The 21434-nt window shown below is 37.8% G+C and carries 19 protein-coding genes and 1 other annotated feature; of the genes, 3 read left to right on the top strand and 16 right to left on the bottom strand.

Annotated features, from left to right (window positions below):
- Positions 1-124 precede the first annotated feature (124 nt).
- Positions 125-337, top strand: coding sequence for a hypothetical protein (locus tag ABH961_RS10475; RefSeq protein ID WP_000242555.1), 213 nt, complete (start codon positions 125-127; stop codon positions 335-337).
- Positions 338-372: 35 nt separating this feature from the next.
- Here ABH961_RS10475 and ABH961_RS10470 read toward each other — a convergent pair whose 3' ends face one another.
- The 7 genes from ABH961_RS10470 to cymR form a co-directional block, all read right to left on the bottom strand.
- Positions 373-501 (bottom strand): YrzQ family protein, encoded by a 129-nt coding sequence (locus ABH961_RS10470; protein ID WP_001053553.1) that lies wholly within the window; start codon positions 499-501, stop codon positions 373-375.
- Positions 502-519: 18 nt separating this feature from the next.
- Positions 520-708 (bottom strand): hypothetical protein, encoded by a 189-nt coding sequence (locus tag ABH961_RS10465; RefSeq protein ID WP_000469281.1) that lies wholly within the window; start codon positions 706-708, stop codon positions 520-522.
- Positions 709-835: 127 nt separating this feature from the next.
- Positions 836-3172 (bottom strand): SF1B family DNA helicase RecD2, encoded by a 2337-nt coding sequence (gene recD2, locus ABH961_RS10460; protein ID WP_048541427.1) that lies wholly within the window; start codon positions 3170-3172, stop codon positions 836-838.
- 96 nt (positions 3173-3268) lie between these two features.
- Positions 3269-3928, bottom strand: coding sequence for a tetratricopeptide repeat protein (locus tag ABH961_RS10455; protein WP_098079989.1), 660 nt, complete (start codon positions 3926-3928; stop codon positions 3269-3271).
- A gap of 110 nt (positions 3929-4038) precedes the next feature.
- Positions 4039-5154 carry a tRNA 2-thiouridine(34) synthase MnmA gene (mnmA, locus tag ABH961_RS10450; protein ID WP_001038022.1) on the bottom strand — a complete coding sequence of 372 codons (1116 nt, stop codon included), beginning with the start codon at positions 5152-5154 and terminating at the stop codon, positions 4039-4041.
- A gap of 16 nt (positions 5155-5170) precedes the next feature.
- Entirely contained in the window at positions 5171-6316 is a 1146-nt protein-coding gene (locus tag ABH961_RS10445) for a cysteine desulfurase family protein (RefSeq protein WP_404519374.1), read from the bottom strand.
- Between the two features lie 35 nt (positions 6317-6351).
- A complete protein-coding gene (cymR, locus tag ABH961_RS10440; RefSeq protein ID WP_000704116.1) occupies positions 6352-6768 on the bottom strand; it encodes a cysteine metabolism transcriptional regulator CymR in 417 nt (138 codons plus the stop codon).
- Positions 6769-7060: 292 nt separating this feature from the next.
- On the opposite strand from cymR, the gene ABH961_RS10435 reads away from it, so the two are divergent.
- Both ABH961_RS10435 and ABH961_RS10430 read left to right on the top strand, forming a co-directional pair.
- Positions 7061-8347 (top strand): replication-associated recombination protein A, encoded by a 1287-nt coding sequence (locus ABH961_RS10435; RefSeq protein WP_098847181.1) that lies wholly within the window; start codon positions 7061-7063, stop codon positions 8345-8347.
- A gap of 37 nt (positions 8348-8384) precedes the next feature.
- Positions 8385-9026 carry an RsfA family transcriptional regulator gene (locus tag ABH961_RS10430; protein WP_048541421.1) on the top strand — a complete coding sequence of 214 codons (642 nt, stop codon included), beginning with the start codon at positions 8385-8387 and terminating at the stop codon, positions 9024-9026.
- A 510-nt stretch (positions 9027-9536) separates the two neighbouring features.
- Here ABH961_RS10430 and ABH961_RS10425 read toward each other — a convergent pair.
- The 9 genes from ABH961_RS10425 to ABH961_RS10385 form a co-directional block, all read right to left on the bottom strand.
- Positions 9537-10304: a tRNA threonylcarbamoyladenosine dehydratase gene (locus ABH961_RS10425; RefSeq protein ID WP_000903181.1), complete on the bottom strand. Its 768-nt coding sequence runs from the start codon at positions 10302-10304 to the stop codon at positions 9537-9539.
- A gap of 507 nt (positions 10305-10811) precedes the next feature.
- Positions 10812-12587 carry an aspartate--tRNA ligase gene (gene aspS / locus ABH961_RS10420; RefSeq protein WP_046958824.1) on the bottom strand — a complete coding sequence of 592 codons (1776 nt, stop codon included), beginning with the start codon at positions 12585-12587 and terminating at the stop codon, positions 10812-10814.
- 12 nt (positions 12588-12599) lie between these two features.
- Positions 12600-13871 carry a histidine--tRNA ligase gene (hisS, locus tag ABH961_RS10415; protein ID WP_048541569.1) on the bottom strand — a complete coding sequence of 424 codons (1272 nt, stop codon included), beginning with the start codon at positions 13869-13871 and terminating at the stop codon, positions 12600-12602.
- A gap of 68 nt (positions 13872-13939) precedes the next feature.
- Positions 13940-14171 (bottom strand) — a binding site (T-box leader).
- A 54-nt stretch (positions 14172-14225) separates the two neighbouring features.
- Positions 14226-14402 (bottom strand): hypothetical protein, encoded by a 177-nt coding sequence (locus ABH961_RS10410; protein WP_001242605.1) that lies wholly within the window; start codon positions 14400-14402, stop codon positions 14226-14228.
- Between the two features lie 269 nt (positions 14403-14671).
- On the bottom strand, positions 14672-15112 hold the full coding sequence (locus ABH961_RS10405; RefSeq protein WP_001266955.1) for a D-tyrosyl-tRNA(Tyr) deacylase: 441 nt from the start codon (positions 15110-15112) through the stop codon (positions 14672-14674).
- Positions 15113-15129: 17 nt separating this feature from the next.
- Positions 15130-17313, bottom strand: a complete 2184-nt coding sequence (relA, locus tag ABH961_RS10400; RefSeq protein WP_001262796.1) for a GTP diphosphokinase — start codon at positions 17311-17313, stop codon at positions 15130-15132.
- Positions 17314-17523: 210 nt separating this feature from the next.
- A complete protein-coding gene (locus ABH961_RS10395) occupies positions 17524-18036 on the bottom strand; it encodes an adenine phosphoribosyltransferase (protein ID WP_000346221.1) in 513 nt (170 codons plus the stop codon).
- Positions 18037-18083: 47 nt separating this feature from the next.
- Complete coding sequence (gene recJ, locus ABH961_RS10390; protein ID WP_098079993.1) at positions 18084-20423, bottom strand: single-stranded-DNA-specific exonuclease RecJ; 2340 nt, start codon at positions 20421-20423, stop codon at positions 18084-18086.
- 101 nt (positions 20424-20524) lie between these two features.
- Entirely contained in the window at positions 20525-21418 is an 894-nt protein-coding gene (locus ABH961_RS10385; protein WP_048541414.1) for a cation diffusion facilitator family transporter, read from the bottom strand.
- Positions 21419-21434 lie beyond the last annotated feature (16 nt).

The raw sequence follows: 21434 nt of genomic DNA, 5'->3' as shown, positions 1-21434 counted from the left end.
CAAAAGTTTTAAAATCTTTTCGTGCAGACCATACTGTTTTGTAAAGACATACATATACATAACATAACAAGGACAACCACCCCTGAGAATGCAGCATGAAACAATATAATCAGGAGGGCTAATAATGGTTTTATTTATGCTCGTATTATCAGCACTTTTTATGATTCTTGAATGGGTTTGTATCGGGTTTGGGATTTGGAAAGGTTTCTTTATTCGTTCCTCGCGAAAAGAAAGGGCGAAGCAGTTATTTCATTACGGAATGCTTGGCGTTGGATGTTACGGCCTATCTTATCTCTTCTCTGAAATTGGACTTTTATATTTACATACAAGTGCATAAAAAAACTCCCTTATCATGAAGGGAGTTTTTTGCGCTTATAAATAAGATTTAATCATCTTACGTGCTTTTTTCATATTGCGTTTTGAAAATACATCTTGCTTGCGAGCATATTGATATGCTGCCGCTCCAACACCTAATGCGATTAATGAATTGCGTAGATTCAAAGTAAATCCCCCTTTTCGTTATCCGATTGTTCTTTCGTTCTCATCAAATAAATCATCAAGAGAGCTTAATGAACCATCTTCCTCTACTTGATGCGTATGGATTTTCCCTTTTGAAACCGATAATTCGATATAACAATTCCAGCAATAAAATTGGTTGACACCTATTTTTCCAATGTCTTTCCCTTTGCAATTTGGACAAATGAACATATGGCTTTCATCTCCTTACAGTCTCCCAGATTCTATTCGCCATTATGTCCAAACCGCATTCATTTATACATTGCTGGAGCCTTTCAACGTTATACGTTTGAAAGTTTCACTATATAATTTCACCTTGTTACATGAAATCATACGGTGAAATGTTTTCCACGTCCATTTCTTCGCCATTAACTGTCACCATCTGTACTTCTCCTTGTGATTCTTGCAAACGATTCGCTAAAGTCGTTTGACGCATTGCATCATCAAGGCGATTTACACCAGATTGGAAAGCTGCTTCCTCACCGCAAATAATGAGGAACTTTTTACTTCTTGTAATACCAGTGTAAATTAAATTACGACGTAACATACGATTGTAACTTTTCACTATCGGCATAATCACAATCGGAAACTCACTACCTTGCGATTTATGAATCGAGCAGCAATAGGCATGTGTAATTTGATTTAAGTCTGGCTTTGTATACGTTACCTCAATTCCATCAAATGAAACGATAATCATATCTTGTTGTTCAACGTTCTCTTTCGCATAAAACACCGAAACAATTTCTCCGATATCACCATTAAACACTTGGCTCTCCGGTTGATTAACGAGTTGCAGTACTTTATCGCCTCTTCGGTATACAACATCACCGTAAGCAATTTCTTTACTCTTTTCCCTTTTCGGATTAAACACTTCTTGCAACGCTTCGTTTAGTACATTAATACCGGCAGGGCCACGATACATCGGGGCCAGTACTTGTACATCTCTTGCGCTAAACCCTTTTGTCTTAGCATTTTCACAAACCTTCTTAACAACCTCAACAATTTGAGCTCCTGTACAGCCGATAAATGAACGATCTTTTTGATTTTGCGCTAAATCTGGTGGGAGCGTTCCATTTTTTATCGCATGGGCAAGTTGAATAACAGATGAGCCTTCCGCTTGACGATAAATTTCAGTAAGCTTCACTGTTGGAACTGCACCTGCATTCAATAAATCTTTCAACACTTGTCCAGGTCCTACAGATGGTAATTGATCTTCATCACCTACAACGATAACTTGAATGTTAGTCGGCAATGATTTAAACAGCTGATTTGCAAGCCAAATATCAACCATTGAAAATTCATCAATAATAAGCAATTTCCCTTGTACCGGATCCGTTTCATTACGCTGGAAAGACCCTTCTGGGGTCCAGCCAAGTAAACGGTGAATTGTACAAGCTGGAAGCCCTGTTGATTCACTCATTCGCTTCGCTGCTCTTCCTGTTGGGGCCGTTAATAATATCGGAAATGGATTATCGTCACTGTATTCATTCGGATTTAACGATAGGCCGTGAAGTGACGCATACATTTCAACAATTCCTTTAATAACTGTTGTTTTCCCTGTTCCTGGTCCACCTGTCAATAACATCATCGGTTTATGAAGTGCCGTTTGAATCGCTTCTTGCTGAAACGGTGCATACTGTACATTCAGTTGTTCTTCAATTTGACCTAACGTCTTTAACACTTCTGCTTCAGGAAATGAAGGTGTTTCCTCCTGATTCATAAGCCTGCGAATAGACTTTACAACACCTTTTTCAGAGTAGAATAACGATGCTAAATACACTCGTTCTTCTTCTATGATAACTTTCCCTTCACTTTGCATCATTTCAACGCAAGCTACAATGTCTTCCTCGGTCACTCTTCCTTCTTGATTATTTAAAAGTGACATCGTTTCTCTTACAAGTTGATTTTTCCCCATATAAACATGACCAAGTTGCAATGAAACATTCTCTAACGTATAAAAACAACCCGCACGTACACGGTCATTATGATTACCCGATATACCTAACGCACGTCCTATATCATCCGCTCTTCCAAATCCAATCCCGTCCACTTCTTCAATAAGCTTATACGGATTATTACGAATCACTTCTAATGTCATCTCTTTATATTGCTGGTAAATCTTAATAGAAAGCTTCGTTCCAAAACCGTAACCATTTAAAAAACTCATTACTTTCTCTAGTCCTTGATGTTCAACAATTGTCTCATATATTTCTTGAGCTTTTTGCTTATTGACAACACCATTTAACGCATCCGGATCATCCATAATTTTAGAGATGGCATGTTCCCCAAGATGATCCACAATTTTTTCAGCTGTACGCTTTCCTATCCCTTTAAATAAATCACTCGCTAAATATTGCACCATACCAGCTTTTGTTTGCGGTAACTCTTTCTTAAATGTTTCAACTAAATATTGTTTCCCATACTTCGGATGGTCTTTAAAATGCCCTGTCAATGTAAACACTTCATCTTCATGCATGCGGGGAAAATGACCGTTTATCATCACTTTTTTTTCGTCGTACGTTTCATTCGTCTCAATGACTTTCATACTGACAACGGAATAGAGGTTTTCTTCGTTGTGGAAAATGGTATGAAGAACTTGCGCTTTTATAAACTTTTTATCTTCCTCAAACAAATCCATTGCATGTTGATTTCCCATCTTTCCTCTCCTTTCCGGTTCGTTTCACTTTAATGAGCAGTACATCCCCCACCTATTTAGATGAGGGATAACTACCCATTAAACTATATTTTCATCTTATTCAGCTTCTTGCTCCAATAAACGAACACCATTACCAGCTAAAAAGTGATCTGGCTGAATTTCAGTTGCTTTCTTAAATAAAGTAAGAGCCTTCTCGTTATTTTCTTCAAATACGTACGCAACACCTAAATTATAATACGCATCTGCATGCTCTTCATCCATTTCTAATACCTTTTCAAAATAAGGTTTCGCCTCTTGAATATGTTCTAAACGTGCAAAGCAAAGTCCGCACTGGAACACAGCTTCTACATCGTTTTCATCTAATTCTGTTGCTCTTTGTAAAAATGGAAGTGCAAGACGATCATTTCCAAGCTGCACATGTGTAATACCTAACATAAATGTTACATCAGCTGATTGTAATCCCGCTTGCATCGCTTGTTCAAATACAGCCTTTGCCTCTGCAAATTGCTCTTGACCGTAATATACATTTCCTAATCCATAATAAGCAGCTGCAGATTTATCATCTAATTCTACTGCACGTTTATAAAATAAAATTGCTCTTTCACTATCACCTAGTACATCTAATAAGTTCGCAAAATTAATGTATCCAAGCGCATCTTTCGGATTTTCTTCGATTGCTTCTGTGAAATTTTTAGCAGCTTCTTCCCAGTTTCCTTCTTGCATATATTGAATACCTGTTTCAAGTTTGTTTGACATGTCCTTCACCTCTACAACAAATTATAACAAAGAATGTATTTTCCAAGCGAACGAAAATTCGCTTTATGTAAAAGAAACCTCTAACCGCTAATCGGCAGAGGCTTCTCATTTTATCCTAAATAATCCAATTTCTTACCACTACGATATACTTCATCAATTGTAGCACCGCCTAAGCACTCATCTCCATCATAGAAAACAACTGCTTGTCCTGGTGTAATTGCACGAATTGGCTCATCACAAAGAATACGAACTGTATTTTCATCAACGATTTGAACCGTTACTTTATTGTCTTCTTGACGATAACGGAATTTCGCTGTGCACTTAAATTCTTTTTCTTTCGCTTCATTACTTACCCAGCCGATATTCGTAGCAATAACTTCATCACCATATAGAAGTTCGTTATGGAATCCTTGATCAACATATAAAATGTTTTCTTTCAAGTTTTTCCCAACAGCAAACCACGGATCACCGTTACCACCAATACCAAGACCATGACGTTGTCCAATTGTATAGTACATTAAACCGTCATGTTTTCCTTTCACTTCACCAGATAATGTTTGCATCACACCTGGTTGCGCTGGTAAATAGTTGCTTAAGAAATCTTTAAAGTTACGCTCACCGATAAAGCAAATACCAGTACTATCTTTCTTCGCCGCTGTCGCTAAACCAGCTTCTGTCGCCATTTCACGAATTTGCGGTTTCTTTAATTCACCTAATGGGAACATTGTTTTTGATAATTGCTCTTGGCTTAATTGATTCAAGAAATACGTTTGGTCTTTATTATCATCAACGCCGCGAAGCATTTTATATTCGCCGTCCATATAAGCAACGCGTGCATAATGACCTGTCGCTACATAATCAGCACCAAGCGCAATCGCATGCTCTAAAAATGCTTTAAATTTAATTTCTTTGTTACACATTACATCTGGGTTTGGTGTACGACCAGCTCGGTACTCATCTAAGAAGTACGTAAATACTTTATCCCAGTATTGTTTTTCAAAGTTTACTGCATAATACGGAATGCCAATTTGGTTACACACTTCAATTACATCATTGTAATCTTCTGTTGCTGTGCAGACACCATTCTCATCTGTATCATCCCAGTTTTTCATAAAAATTCCGATTACATCATAACCTTGCTCTTTTAATAAAAGAGCTGCTACAGATGAATCGACGCCACCGGACATCCCGATGACAACGCGTGTTTCTTGAGGTAGTTTGTTCATCATGTCACCTCCCATGCTAATTTTGTGTTAATCGCTTCACGATTTTCACTGTTTCGTACGCCGCTTTCTCAATTTGCTCTTTCGTATTTCCAAGTCCGAAGCTAAAGCGTACGGATGAACGTATTTGATCGGAGTCTTTTCCGAACATCGCTACTAATACATGTGATGGATCAATCGAACCAGCTGTACAAGCCGAACCACTTGATACTGCAATGCCAGCTAAATCTAAGTTCACAAGAAACGGTTCAATGTTCATTCCTGTAAAACTAATATTAAACACATGTGGTAAGCGATATTCTAAGTTTCCGTTTACCTCGAAAGTAATGCCTTCATTTTTGAAGACAGATACCATTATATCTTTAAACTCTTCATATTGGGCATTTTTTTGCTCACGAGTTTTTTCAGCTAACAAAATCGCATGCTGAAGCCCGGCAATACTCGGTACATTTTCAGTACCAGCACGGCGTTTTCTTTCTTGCTCCCCGCCTATTAATAACGGTTCAAATTTCACATTTGCACCAGCGTATAGGAACCCGACACCTTTTGGCCCGTTAATTTTATGAGCTGAAATTGATAATAAATCAATACCAAACTCTTTCACATCTATTTCTACTAAACCGTATGCCTGTACCGCATCTGTATGGAAATAAGCTTGATGCTCTTTTAACAACTTACCTATTTCCGCAATTGGCTGCATCGTCCCAACTTCATTATTCCCAAACATAACAGATACGAGAATTGTCTCTTCTGTTAATGTCTTTTTTATGTCAGAAACTTGAACGCGTCCTGTTTCATCGACAGGTAAATATGTCACTTCAAACCCTTCACGCTCTAACAGTTCACACGTATGCAAAATTGCATGATGTTCAATTTGCGTCGTTATAATATGGTTACCTTTATGACGGTTTGCACGCGCTACACCGATAAGTGCTAAATTATCAGCTTCTGTACCACCGCTCGTAAATATAATTTCATTCGGATTCGCATGAATGCTACGTGCACACGCGCGTCTCGCCTCATCTACTGCATGGCGCGTTTGACGTCCATAAAAGTGAATACTAGACGGATTTCCGAATGTTTCTGTCATATATGGAATCATCTTTTCGACCACTTCTGGGTGAGTCGGAGATGTCGCAGCATGATCTAAGTAAATGCGTTCCATTAAATCTCCTTCTTTCCAAATCGTTTCACAAGGAATTAAATGTAAAACATATAGCCCCCGTGATTTTCTTCCTCATAACGTACTAAATCTTCTAACGTTGTACTATCTAACACTTCTTGCACCGCATCACGAACACGCATCCATAATTGGCGTTGTGCCGGTTCCTCTTCTTCTATCATTTCTACAACACTAATCGGACCCTCTAATACACGGATTACATCCCCAGCTGTAATGTTAGCTGGCTGATCAGACAATACATATCCGCCATATGCCCCGCGCGTACTCTTTACTAGACGAGCGTTACGAAGTGGTGAAATTAATTGCTCTAAGTAATGTTCCGATAAATCATGTGCCTGCGCAATTGATTTTAAGGAAATTGGACCTTCACCAAACTTTTTTGCAAGATCGATCATAATTGTTAAGCCGTAGCGGCCTTTCGTTGAAATCTTCATCTATTTTGCACCTCTTTTCAAATTTTCACTTCTATTGGTTATATCTTATTTATAAAAGAACACAATTTAAAATCCTATGAAATTATAGCATAATATAGTATTATAAGAAATTTCAACTTGTGTATCAAAATGATAACATAAAATCACATTGAAAAACTCGGAAATTATTACAATTGAAAGAAAAATGAAAATATTTATATTCATTTTTTCCACAAAACAGCATCCTATTTCAAATTCCACTAAAAAAAATGATACGATAGAAAGAGATTATACATTAAGGGAGACGGTAAAAATGAAACAGCCACTCGCACATCGAATGCGCCCTACAAATATTCAAGAAATTATCGGACAACAACATTTAGTTGGTGAAGGAAAAATTTTATGGCGAATGGTCCAAGCAAATCATTTTCAATCTATGATTTTATACGGCCCTCCAGGCACAGGAAAAACATCCATTGCGAGCGCAATTGCAGGAAGTACTGGAACCCCTTTTCGCCTATTAAACGCTGTTACTCATAATAAAAAAGATATGGAAGTTGTCATACAAGAAGCAAAGATGCATCGACACCTCGTTTTAATTTTAGATGAAGTACACCGTCTAGATAAAGCAAAACAGGATTTTCTATTACCTCATTTAGAAAGCGGACTCCTTACCTTAATCGGTGCAACAACGAGTAATCCGTTCCATGCTATTAATTCTGCTATTCGAAGTCGTTGTCAAATCTTCGAATTACACGCATTAACAGAAGATGATCTTTTAATTGGCTTAAAACGAGCACTTGAAGATAAAGAAAAAGGTCTTGGGGAATATGATGTAACGGTTACGCCGGAAGCATTACATCACTTTGCAAATGCATCTGGTGGAGATATGCGTTCTGCTTATAATGCACTTGAACTAGCTGTTTTATCTAGCTTTACAACGGACGAAAAAGCTGCGGTAATTACGCTAGAAATTGCAGAAGAATGCTTGCAAAAAAAGAGCTTCGTTCACGACAAAGGTGGAGATGCTCATTATGACGTATTATCGGCATTTCAAAAATCGGTGCGCGGAAGTGATGTAAATGCAGCACTTCATTATTTAGCACGTCTTATTGAAGCTGGTGATTTACAAAGCATTGGTAGACGTCTTCTTATTATGGCATATGAAGATATCGGACTTGCTAGCCCGCAAGCCGGACCTCGTACACTAGCAGCTATAGAATCCGCTGAACGAGTTGGATTCCCGGAGGCACGCATACCACTTGCAAATGCTGTTATCGAGCTTTGCTTATCACCAAAATCAAACTCAGCTTACAAAGCACTTGATACTGCATTACACGATTTACGTAACGGTCAAACAGGCGACATTCCAAGTCATTTAAAAGATAGTCATTACAAAGGCGCAGAATCACTTGGAAGAGGCATTGGATACTTGTATCCACACGACCATCCAAATGGATGGGTACAACAACAATACTTACCTGATAAAATAAAAAACAAACAATATTATAAACCGAAAACGACAGGGAAATTTGAGCAAGCACTTTCTACTGTATATGAAAGATTACAAAGTTCGAATAAAACGAAAAATAAAGGGTAACCTAAGCGAAAACGTCACCATTATGGAGGCTTCGCTTATGAAAACACGTCAAGATGCATGGACAAAAGAAGACGATCTCCTTTTAGCAGAAACTGTTTTACGACATATTCGCAGCGGTAGCACACAAATAAAAGCATTCGATGAAGTCGGCGATACATTGAACCGCACTTCCGCAGCTTGCGGATTTAGATGGAATGCTGAAGTAAGACCGAATTACGAAGATGCGGTGCAACTTGCAAAAAAACAACGTAAAGAATTAAAACGCTCTGAAGCTAAAATAGAAAAAGAGCATTTCACGCAAACGAAACAACTCGTAATTGATGCCGAGTTCTCAGAAGATATTATGCCAAACAAACAGGATCTTACAATGCAACATGTCATCTCGTTTTTGCAAAACTTAGAGCATACCAACCCTTCACTCGCAAAGTTACAAACTGAAAATGAAGTATTACAAGCTCAGCTCACGACTTTGAAAAAAACGAATCATGAACTGGAAGCAAAATTAGCGGTACTCTCAAAAAAACAACAAGCAATCGAAGAAGATTATGCAATGCTTGTTAGAATTATGGACCGTGCTCGAAAACTCGTTTCGGTTGAAGAACAAGAAGAACAGATCGCTCCCATTTTCAAAACAGATCAAAATGGAAATTTAGATATTATTTATTCTGCAGAGAATTAAAAACAGGGATGTCACTTTTTTGACTAAGTGACATCCCTGTTTATTTTTTCTGTGAATGATATATTGGTAAATGAAATTATATCGACGATTTTTCAAATATATATATCGTAACTTACAATATATCAACGATTTTTTTAATTATATCAACTATTCGACAAGAGATATCGATTTACCAACAAATATTGACAAAACAAGTCGATTTGTCATAAAAGGAAATTTATAGGGTTAATTAGATATATTTAACTTAAATGTTACTATAAACATTACGATTGAAAGGAGCTAATTGCCATTTCATTAGTAGTCTTCAAAATAACACTCGGTATTCTCGTTCTAACATTAGGACTTTTTACCATTCAGAGTTTAAAAAAGACTTCCGCCTATAAGTCGGATAAATACGATTATTCTTTATTAGGATTACTTACATTCGAATTATTAGTATTGCAAATATCTGCGATTCTTTAAAACATAATTAGAAAAAGCATATACCCTAGACGGATATATGCTTTCTTTTTATTCTTGCCCTACACGCTTCACTTCAACGTTTTTAATACGTTCACGTACAACGTGACTTGCCATAATTAGGCCTGCCACAGATGGTACGAATGCATTTGATGAAGGTGGTAATTTCGCTTTACGAATTTTTGCATTTTCGTCTGGTACGATTTCTTTACGTACTTCTTCACGAATTACGATTGGGTTTTCGTCAGAGAAGACAACTTTTACACCTTTTTTAATACCATCTTTACGAAGCTTCGTACGAATTACTTTCGCAATTGGATCTGTATGTGTTTTAGAGATGTCCGCAATACGGAAACGAGTTGGGTCCATTTTATTTGCTGCACCCATGCATGAGATAATTTTAATTTTTCGACGTAAGCACTGTTTAATTAAATGAATTTTGAACGTAATCGTATCAGATGCATCTACTACGAAATCCAATCCATGTTTGAAGAACTCTTCATATGTTTCATCAGTATAAAACATTTCTAGTCCAATTACTTCACACTCTGGATTAATGTCTGCGATACGCTCTTTCATTAATTCTACTTTTGAACGTCCTACAGTAGATACTAACGCGTGAATTTGACGGTTTACGTTTGTAATATCTACAACGTCTTTATCGACTAATACGAGACGTCCTACGCCAGAGCGTGCTAACGCCTCTGCCGAAAATGACCCTACGCCGCCAATTCCTAAAATACCGACTGTACTATTTTTTAATATTTCAAGTCCTTCTTTACCGAAGGCTAATTCATTACGTGAAAATTGATGTAACATTCAGCTCTACACTCCTATTACAAAAATGGTCTATCATGTATTCTAGCGTTTTTCCGACTATTTGTATAGAAAAAGTTATAGAATTCCTAAAAATACATATTTCGAGAATAAAAACATAGTGTAAACCGGACTTTTTAAACAACCCTTTCAATATACGTTTAAAAAGGAGGATTTAGAGAACCGAGCAGATCGAGGCACGTGTGCTAGGAGGAGCGCAGTGTAGGAGTACTACTCGAGCACCGGACTAGCATACGTAACGATGAGATGCGACAGTTATCTAAACCGGACTTTTTAAACAACCCTTTCAATATACGCTTAAAAAGGAGGATTTAGAGAACCGAGCAGATCGAGGCACGTGTGCTAGGAGGAGCGCAGTGTAAGAGTACTACTCGAGCACCGGACTAGCATACGTAACGATGAGATGCGACAGTTATCTAAACCGAACTTTTTAAACAACCTCTCAAAAAAAGTCTAGACGGCTATAGTATAACCATCTAGACTTTATTCTTACTTCTCTTCTTTTAAGCTTAATTTTAAGTTTAACTCTTCAAGCTGTGCTTCTGCAACTGGGCTTGGAGCTTCTGTTAATAAGCAGCTTGCGCTTGCTGTTTTCGGGAATGCAATTGTATCACGAAGGTTCGTACGGCCTGCAAGTAACATAACAAGACGGTCTAAACCTAATGCGATACCACCATGTGGTGGAGTACCGTATTCGAATGCTTCTAATAAGAATCCGAATTGCTCTTGTGCTTCTTCTTGTGAGAATCCAAGTGCTTTGAACATTTTTTCTTGTACGTCACGCTCGTAAATACGAAGTGATCCACCACCAAGCTCATAGCCATTTAATACAAGGTCATATGCTTGTGCACGTGCTTTTTCTGGTGCTGTTTCTAATAGCTCAACATCTTCACGGAATGGCATTGTGAATGGGTGGTGAGCTGCGAAGTAACGATCTGCATCTTCATCGTACTCAAGAAGTGGCCAATCCGTTACCCATAGGAAGTTAAATTTACTTTCATCGATTAACTCAAGCTCTTTACCTAGACGTAAACGAAGTGCACCTAAGCTATCTGCGACAACGCTCTTCTTATCTGCTACGAATAGTAATAAGTCGCCAGCAGTAGCTTCTAATGTAGCCATTAACGCGTTTGCTTCTTCTTCACCGAAGAATTTCGCAATCGGTCCTTTTAAGCCGTCCTCTTCCACTTTAAGCCAAGCTAGACCTTTTGCACCGTATACTTTTACGAATTCAGTTAATGCATCGATATCTTTACGAGAGTATTTGCTCGCAGCACCTTTTGCATTAATTGCTTTTACTTGTCCGCCACTTTCTACAGCACTTGTAAATACTTTAAAACCACAACCTACTGCAAATTCAGATAGGTCTGTTAGTTCCATTTCAAAGCGTGTATCTGGCTTATCAGAACCGTAACGAGCCATTGCATCAGCATATTTCATACGAGGGAATGGTGCACTCACTTCTACACCTTTTGCATCCTTCATAACTTTCGTCATCATGCGCTCCATCATATCTAAAATTTCATCTTGTGTTAAGAATGAAGCTTCGATATCGATTTGCGTGAATTCTGGTTGACGGTCTGCACGTAAATCTTCGTCACGGAAACAACGTGCTACTTGATAATAACGCTCAAATCCGCCGACCATAAGAAGCTGTTTAAATAATTGTGGAGACTGTGGTAACGCATAGAATTCACCATCATGTACACGACTTGGTACTAAATAGTCACGAGCTCCTTCTGGTGTACTCTTCGTTAAAATTGGTGTTTCCACTTCTAAGAACTCTTCTGTGTCTAAGAAGTTACGAATTGTTTTCGTTACGTCGTGACGCATTTTGAATGTGTTAAACATTGCAGGACGACGTAAGTCTAAATAACGATATTTTAAACGCACATCTTCTGATGCATCTGTATCATCAGCAATAATGATTGGCGTTGTTTTTGCTGCATTTAATACGTTTACTTTCGTTGCTTGTACTTCAATACGACCCGTTGCCATATTGTCATTAATTGCGCCTTCACCCCGCTCAACAACTGTACCTTCTACGTGCAATACGTATTCACTACGAATAGTTTCTGCTATTTCTAACGCTTCTTTTGATGTTTCTGGGTTAAATACAACTTGCACGATACCTGTACGGTCACGTAAGTCGATAAAGATTAATCCACCTAAATCACGGCGTTTTTGTACCCAACCTTTTAATTGAACGGTTTGTCCAACTGCTTCTACTGTTACTTTTCCACATGCATGTGTTCTTTCAGCCACTGTAAGTTCCCCCTATATTAATTTCTCTGCTACGTATGAAGCAAATACATCTAATGCTACTTCTTCTTGTTCGCCTGTTGCCATATCTTTTAAGTTAATGATGCCTTTATCTAGCTCATCTTCCCCTAATACAGCTACAAATTTCGCCTTTAGACGATCTGCTGATTTAAATTGTGCTTTCATTTTACGGTCTAAATAATCTTTTTCAACTGATAATCCAGCTTTACGAAGATCAAACGCAACTTTCGCAGCATGGTCTTTCGCTTTTTCACCAAGCGCTACAACATAACAATCAATACTATGTTCAATTGGTAATTCGATGTTTTCAGCTTTTAGCGCCATAATTAAACGTTCGATACTCATCGCAAAACCGATACCTGGCATTTCCGGTCCACCGATTTCTTGTACAAGTCCGTTGTAACGGCCACCACCGCTTAATGTAGTGATAGCACCGAAACCTTCTGCCTCACTCATAATTTCAAAAACAGTGTGTTGATAGTAGTCTAAACCACGTACTAAGTTCGGATCTTTTTCAAACGGAACATCCATCATCGTTAATAGTCCTTGAACTTTGTCGTAGTATACTGCTGAATCTTCGTTTAAGTATTCTGTAATAGATGGTGCTGTTCCCATTAATTCATGGTTACGGTCCTTCTTACAATCTAAAATACGAAGAGGGTTCTTTTCTAGACGAGATTGACAGTCAGAACAGAACTCGCCGATACGTGGCTCAAAGTGTGCGATTAACGCATCGCGGTGCGCTTGACGGCTCGCCGCATCACCTAAACTGTTTAATACAACTTTAATATTTTTTAAGCCCATGCCGCGGTAAAACTCTACAGCAAGTGCAATTACTTCTGCATCAATCGCAGGATCGTTACTACCGATTGCTTCAATACCGAATTGTACGAATTGACGATAGCGACCTGCTTGTGGTCTTTCGTAACGGAACATTTGACCAATATAGTATAATTTCGTTGGTTGTGTTGCATCACCGAACATTTTGTTTTCAACGTAAGAACGTACAACAGGTGCAGTACCTTCTGGACGTAATGTTAAACTGCGCTCTCCACGATCTTGGAATGAGTACATTTCTTTTTGTACGATATCTGTCGTATCACCAACACCACGTAAAAATAGCTCAGTGTGTTCAAAAATTGGTGTACGAATTTCTTTATAGTTGTAACGACGGCAAATTTCGCGTGCTTGTCCTTCGATATACTGCCATAACTCAACGCTACCTGGAAGAATATCTTGCGTTCCGCGTGGGATTTGAATAGACATATTCAGTTCCTCCTCAAATTGTTTTAATCTTAATAAAAATAAAAAACTCCCGCCTCTACTGTTTGAACAGTAGGGACGAGAGTATTATACCCGTGGTGCCACCCTAATTGAAGCACGTATGCTTCCACTTTTTTAATAACGCTTAAATGTGCGTTCATTCCCTACTAAGCATATATGCCGTTCAAGTTGAAACCTCTAGAGTGTCATTCAATCAGTCATCATGCAGAAATGTTTTCAGCCTAAGACATTTCTTCTCTTTCCATGTGTGTCTCATTTACTCTTCTCTATCAACGGTTATATTCATATGTAAATATAAAATTACTATACGTTTGTTGAGTAGGATTGTCAAGTACTCTAAGAGCGTTCAATCTGCTTCTTTAGGCGCTTTACATCTTGAAGAGAAATCCCAAACTCAGAAGCAAGCTCCATTGAAGTATTGTTTTGCTCTTTTGAAATAAAATCATGAAAATTTACGTTAAACAGTTGATTTGCACCATTTGTAACAGAATGCCCTTTTTCATTCATACGCATACGTATATCCCTCACATTCAATATAGATGTTTTACTTTTTATTGTTCCATATTGATGAAAGAGTTATACATAATTGAAACAGCTATTGATTCCAAATAAAGTGAAACTTTAATGAATAAGGGTTTTGTCCATCGCCACTCATTATTAGCCCTCACTAATCAGGCTTCGACGGGCAGTGGATCTCCCAAAAATAGCGAGATAAATGAACAAAACATACAACAATGTATAAAAAAGAGGGGATTATATAATCCCCTCTTTTTTAAGCAACACTATTTACTATCCACAATTAAGGTCACCGGACCATCATTGATTAAAGAAACATCCATCATTGCTCCGAACTTCCCTGTTTCTACATGCAATCCTTGCTTACGAACTTCCTCATTAAAGAAATCATATAAACGCTCTGCATAATCAGGTTTGGCAGCATCCATAAAGTTGGGACGTCTTCCCTTGCGGCAATCTCCGTATAATGTGAATTGCGAAATTGATAGAACTTGTCCTTCTACATCAAGTACAGAATGGTTCATCTTTCCACTCTCATCTTCAAAAATACGTAAGTTCGCAATTTTTTCTGCAATGTAGGTTGCATCTTTTTCTGTATCTTCATGCGTAATGCCAACTAGTAATGTTAAACCGAACGGAATTTGTCCTACGATCTCACCGTCTACTGTGACAGACGCTTCTTTTGATCGTTGTAAAACAACTCTCATCTTTTCTACACTCCCTATTAATGCATCATGCGTCGTACTGCATAAATTTCTGGAACACGTTTAATGCGTTCTACTACTTTTTTCAAGTGCTGTAAGTTACGAATAGAGATTGACATATTAATTGTCGCCATCTTATTACGGTCACTTCTACCAGAAACTGCCGAAATATACGTTTTCGTCTCTGTAACAGCTTGTAATACTTCATTTAATAAGCCACGGCGATCGTAACCTGAAATTTCAATATCAACGTTATACTCAATTTCTTTTTCAGGACTACCTTCCCACTCTACTTCCAATAAACGTTCTATAGCTTCTTCTGTATGAACATTTACACAATCACGGCGGTGAATCGATACACCTCGGCCTTTCGTAATATACCCAACGATATCATCACCTGGAACCGGGTTACAGCATTTTGATAAACGAATTAATAAATTATCCGCACCACTTACTTTAACGCCAGAATCCCATTTTCGAATTTTCATCGGTTTACGAACTTCTTTAACTTCAACGATTTCTTCTTCTTCACGTTGCTTACGGAATTTGTCCGTTAGTCGCGTAACAATTTGCGACGCTGTAATCCCGCTATATCCAACTGCTGCAAACATATCTTCTTCATTTGCAAAATTGAACTTCTCGGCAACACGTTTTAAATTGTCAGGAGCTAACACTTCTTTCATCTCATACTCTAGGCTACGCACTTCTTTTTCAACAAGTTCACGGCCTTTTTCAATATTTTCATCTCTACGTTGCTTCTTAAAGAATTGACGTATTTTGTTTTTCGCATGAGATGTTTGAGCAAGTTTCACCCAGTCTTGACTTGGCCCATACGAATGTTTCGATGTTAAAATTTCAATGATGTCACCAGTTTTTAATTTATAATCAAGCGTCACCATTTTGCCGTTTACTTTTGCACCAATTGTTTTATTTCCAATCTCCGAATGGACACGATACGAAAAGTCAATCGGAACAGATCCAAGTGGCAATTCCATTACGTCGCCTTTCGGTGTAAAGACGAATACCATGTCCGAGAATAAATCAATTTTTAATGACTCCATAAACTCTTCTGCATTAGAAGCTTCATTTTGCCATTCTAATATTTGACGGAACCATGTAAGTTTCTTCTCTAATGTACCTGTTGTTTCTGCTGTTTTTCCTTCTTTATACGCCCAGTGCGCCGCGATTCCGAATTCTGCAATCTCATGCATTTCTTTCGTACGAATTTGCACTTCAAGCGGATCACCTTTCGGCCCAATTACAGTCGTATGAAGAGATTGATATAGATTTGCTTTCGGCATCGCAATATAATCTTTAAAACGACCTGGCATCGGCTTCCAGCACGTATGAATAATTCCAAGTACCGCATAACAATCTTTAATACTATTTACAACGACACGTACAGCTAATAAATCGTAAATTTCATTGAACTGTTTATTTTGCAGTGCCATTTTACGATAAATACTGTAAATATGCTTTGGTCTTCCAGAAATCTCAGGTTGAATTGCAACTTCTTTTAATTTCTCACGAATACCAGTCATTACTTCGTCTAAATATTCTTCACGCTCTGCACGTTTACGCTTCATTAAATTTACAATACGATAGTATTGCTGTGGATTTAAATAGCGAAGTGACGTATCCTCTAGCTCCCATTTAATAGTACTAATTCCGAGTCTATGTGCTAAAGGTGCAAAGATTTCTAACGTTTCATTTGCAATGCGACGCTGCTTCTCTTGAGGCAAATGTTTCAATGTACGCATGTTATGAAGACGATCAGCTAGTTTAATTAAAATAACTCGAATATCTTGAGCCATTGCAATAAACATTTTGCGATGGTTTTCTGCTTGTTGTTGCTCATGAGATTTATATTTAATCTTTCCGAGCTTTGTTACACCATCGACAAGCATAGCAATTTCTTTATTAAATTCCCGTTCAATATCTTCTAATGTAATTTCTGTATCTTCCACTACATCATGTAAGAAACCTGCTGATACTGTAGCTGGATCCATGTGTAAATCAACTAAAATACCTGCAACTTGAATTGGATGAATAATGTACGGTTCACCCGATTTTCTGTATTGTTCGCTATGCGCATCACGTGCATATTCATAGGCACGTGCCACTAGCTCAATATCTTCATCTGCTAAATATTGACTTGCTTTCTCGAGTACCTGTTCAGCTGTTAGTACCTGCTCATTTGCCATCGAATCACCTTTTATTGAAAATTGACTTTATCTTAATTAAGTAGAATAAATTATATTCTATCATTATAACCTAATGATTGTGAATTGTGAAAAGGAAAAGATTTTACTGACATTTCACCTTATTTTTTTGTGCAATTATACAAAAGTACCCGCTCCTCTCCAAGAGATTCACGGGTACTTTTTATCACCGTAGTTTTACCTATATAGTGATTAGTATTTTTCTAATACTAATACATCGTAACCATCTAACATTTTACGACCATCTAAGTAAGTAAGTTCTACTAAGAATGCAATTCCTGCTACAACTCCGCCAAGTTCTTCAACTAGCTTAATTGTCGCTTCAATTGTTCCACCTGTAGCTAATAGATCATCTGTAATCAATACGCGTTGACCTGGCTTAATTGCATCTTTATGGATTGTTAAAACATCTTTACCATATTCTTTACCGTAGTCAACTGTAATTACTTCACGTGGTAATTTCCCTAATTTACGAACTGGTGCAAAACCTACTTCTAACGCATAAGAAACTGGGCAACCGATAATAAAGCCACGTGCTTCTGGCCCTACTACAACGTCAATGTCTCTTTTCTTTGCATACTCAACGATTGCATCTGTTGCTGCTTTGTATGCTTTACCGTCGTTCATTAACGGTGTAATGTCTTTAAATACAATACCTTCTTTTGGATAATCCGGTACAATTGCGATATGTTGCTTGAAATCCATATTTCTGAATCCTCCTCAGATCTAAAAGGTTTGTAAATACAAATCCTTTACCCTAACTGTTCTACTTCTTTATGATTACGAATCGTTTCAAACCATGTATATAGTTGCTGATATGTGCTATAAACCAATTCTTTTTCTAATTGTAAGTGGTTCATTTTCTCACGATATGTGTTCGATTCAATTAAATCACGCTTTTGTTTTTTGTCTGCCATAAAAATGACGCCATCTTTTATTGTAACAAATTCTAACTCAAAAAACACCTGTGTCATGAAATTTACTGTATCTTTTGACCAACCTTTATGTCGACATAGTTGTTCTCCATATTGTCTTAAAGAAAATGGTGCTTTTTGGCTCAAGAAAGAATAGTACCATTTAAAATGTTCCCTCGTTGGAACAGTACTAAATAAATGATTATTCTCTTGATAAAATAGCGTATAAATTCGCGACGGGAACCCCACTTTAAATAAATCTCGTAATTCATCTGTTCCTTTTGGCAAATCAAGTAACACGATGTATTGATCGTCTAAATGAGTCACTTCTGATGCATGCATCATATGCTCTTTATAGTCTTCTAAAGAAAATTTATTCAATACCTCTTCAGAAAAATACACCATCGTTATTTTTTCTTTCGGAAGTTCTGATACATTCGCTTCTACGTTACGCATACTACGCCAATCAAATAATTGCCATGCCTCTACAGCAATATCTTGTACCATTAATTGCGGCTTCTTAAAATTATTCCATTCATTGATAGATGCTTCTCCTATTACAGATACCTTTGCAACTGGAGAAATTTCTTTCGCATACGCACCAAATCCAAATCCGATTGTATCCAGTGTCGCTTGTCCATCGCGAAGAGCCATTTTCAAATGAGAGCCATCTGATCCGATTGCACGAATACTTTCTAACTCTGCATCCTTCACTGCAATACGCGGTTTTGGATTCCCAACACCAAATGGCGCTAACTTTTGCATGTCTTCAATTGCTGCCAGTGTTACATCCTCCACTTTACAAAAGACATCAACAGCTGTAATTGGAATAAAATCTTCTTCTGTTAAAATTACCTCTGCTTGTTCATTTAAGCGGCGGCGCAATTCATCTACATCATTCATATGTAGCGTCATTCCCGCTGCCATCGGATGCCCTCCGAAGTGTGGCAATAACTCTCTACAATCTGACAAGTTTGCAAACAAATCAAATCCTGCAATACTACGTGCTGAACCTTTTGCTGTTTCTTTTACAGGATCAATGCATAATACAATCGTTGGACGATAAAAACGTTCCACTAATTTAGATGCGACAATTCCAATTACACCTGGATTCCAGCCTTCTTTTGCCAGTACTAGTACTTTATTGTCTTCTGGCGGGAAATTATTTTCCACTTCAGCGATAGCTTCTTCTGTAATTTGCTTTACAATATCTTTTCGCAGTTTGTTCAGCTCATCAATTTCTTCAGCTAGCTCTTTCGCTTCTTCTGGATCATCTGATAATAAAAGATGTACAGCCGGCGTAGCATCTTCTAAACGGCCAACTGCATTAATACGTGGTGCGAGTGAGAATCCAATGCTCTCTTCTGTAATTTCACTTTGCGAAACGTTAGCAACTTTAAATAGCGCCTTTAGTCCGATATTTTTCGTCATGCGCATATGTTTTAAACCGCGCTTCACTAGCAATCTATTCTCACCATGAAGTGACACTAAATCGGCTACTGTACCAATTACTGCAATTTCTAATAAATGTTCTGGTACACGACCTAGTAGTGCATGTGCAACTTTAAATGCAACACCTACACCAGCTAAATAGTGAAACGGATATACACCGCCATCTAATTTCGGATGAATAATCGCAAGTGCTTCTGGCAATTCTGGTGGTGGCTCATGGTGATCTGTAATAATAAGATCTATTCCAAGCTCCTTCGCTACCTTCGCTTCATGTACTGCTGCGATACCAGTATCGACAGTAATAATTAGTGAGAATCCTGCGCTATGCGCCCAACGAAATGCTTCTTCGTTTGGTCCATAACCTTCTGTGAAACGGTTTGGGATATAAAATTCTACATTTGCACCTAATTCTTGCAAAGCAAGATATAACACAGTCGTACTACTTACTCCGTCCGCATCGTAGTCACCAAATATTAATATTTGCTCTGCATTTTGAATCGCCTTATTGACACGTTCTACCGTTCTATCCATTCCTTCTAATAAAAATGGATCATGAAATTCTTGATTTTCTGTATTTAAAAAATCTAAAATCTTATCTTCTGTATCTAGTCCTCTACCGAGGAATAACGAAACGACAAGTGGTGATAATTTTAATTTACTTGCTAATTCACTCACTCGCTCGTCATTATATTCTTTTTCTTTCCAACGCGTCTTCGGTTGTAACACGAAATCACCCCTTAACCTGTTCATTATACAAGACAGATTAAGGGGTGACAATATAATGCAAACTACGCTGCAATATCTATATACTAAAATGTTAATAATGTTTAATTTGGAGAATACGGATTTATATGTACAAACACATTTTGTACGTTATCTTGTTCCATAAGCGTTTCTTTCACATGCTTTCCAATGCGGTGCCCTTCTTCTACAGTAATGTATGGATCTACAGAAACTTTAATATCGACAATAACGTAATGACCATGCTCCCTTGCATATAAAGAACCGATTTTTTTCACACCGTCTATTTGAAGTACTGCTTCTCTAAGCGGAACAACATCTTCCTCATGAAGAACATGATCAAGCGTTGCATGAATTGCTTCTGCCCCAATACTCCATGCCATTTTTGCAACAAGAAGTGAAACAAATAATCCTGCAATTGGATCGGCATATACAAGCCAATCTAACCCGAGCTTACCACCAATAATCGCTGCACAAATACCGATTAAAGCTGCAATTGAAGAAAATACATCCGAACGATGTTCATATGCATTTGCAATAATTGCATCACTATTTACCCTCTTCCCTAATCGGAATTTATATTGAAACATTCCTTCTTTCACGATAATTGAAAGAACAACAGCAAAAATCGTAATTCCCTTCGGTGGTTCTAGTTCCTGCGAAAAAGCTTTTATAGACGAAATCGCTATCTCAATTCCCACAATAAATAATAATACTGCAACAATAATCGCTGAAATCGATTCCGCTTTACCATGACCGTACGGGTGATCTTCATCGGGCGGTTGCTTCGCTGCTCGCAATCCAAACAATACAGCGAGTGAACCAATTACATCTGATGCAGAATGCACGGCATCCGCTAATAGCGCTTTACTGTTCCCAATATAACCAATTACCGCCTTTACAATCGCTAATATAATATTACCAACGATCCCGACAATAGCACCAAACTCGGCCTGTTTAAAACGTTCATCTTTTTCCATAATTAAAATCCCTTCT

This window comes from Bacillus sp. RC251, assembly GCF_044908765.1.
GTDB classification, from domain to species: Bacteria; Bacillota; Bacilli; order Bacillales; family Bacillaceae_G; genus Bacillus_A; species Bacillus_A wiedmannii.
Note: the sequence above shows the minus strand (reverse complement) of the source record. Positions and strands in the feature narration are given on the sequence as shown.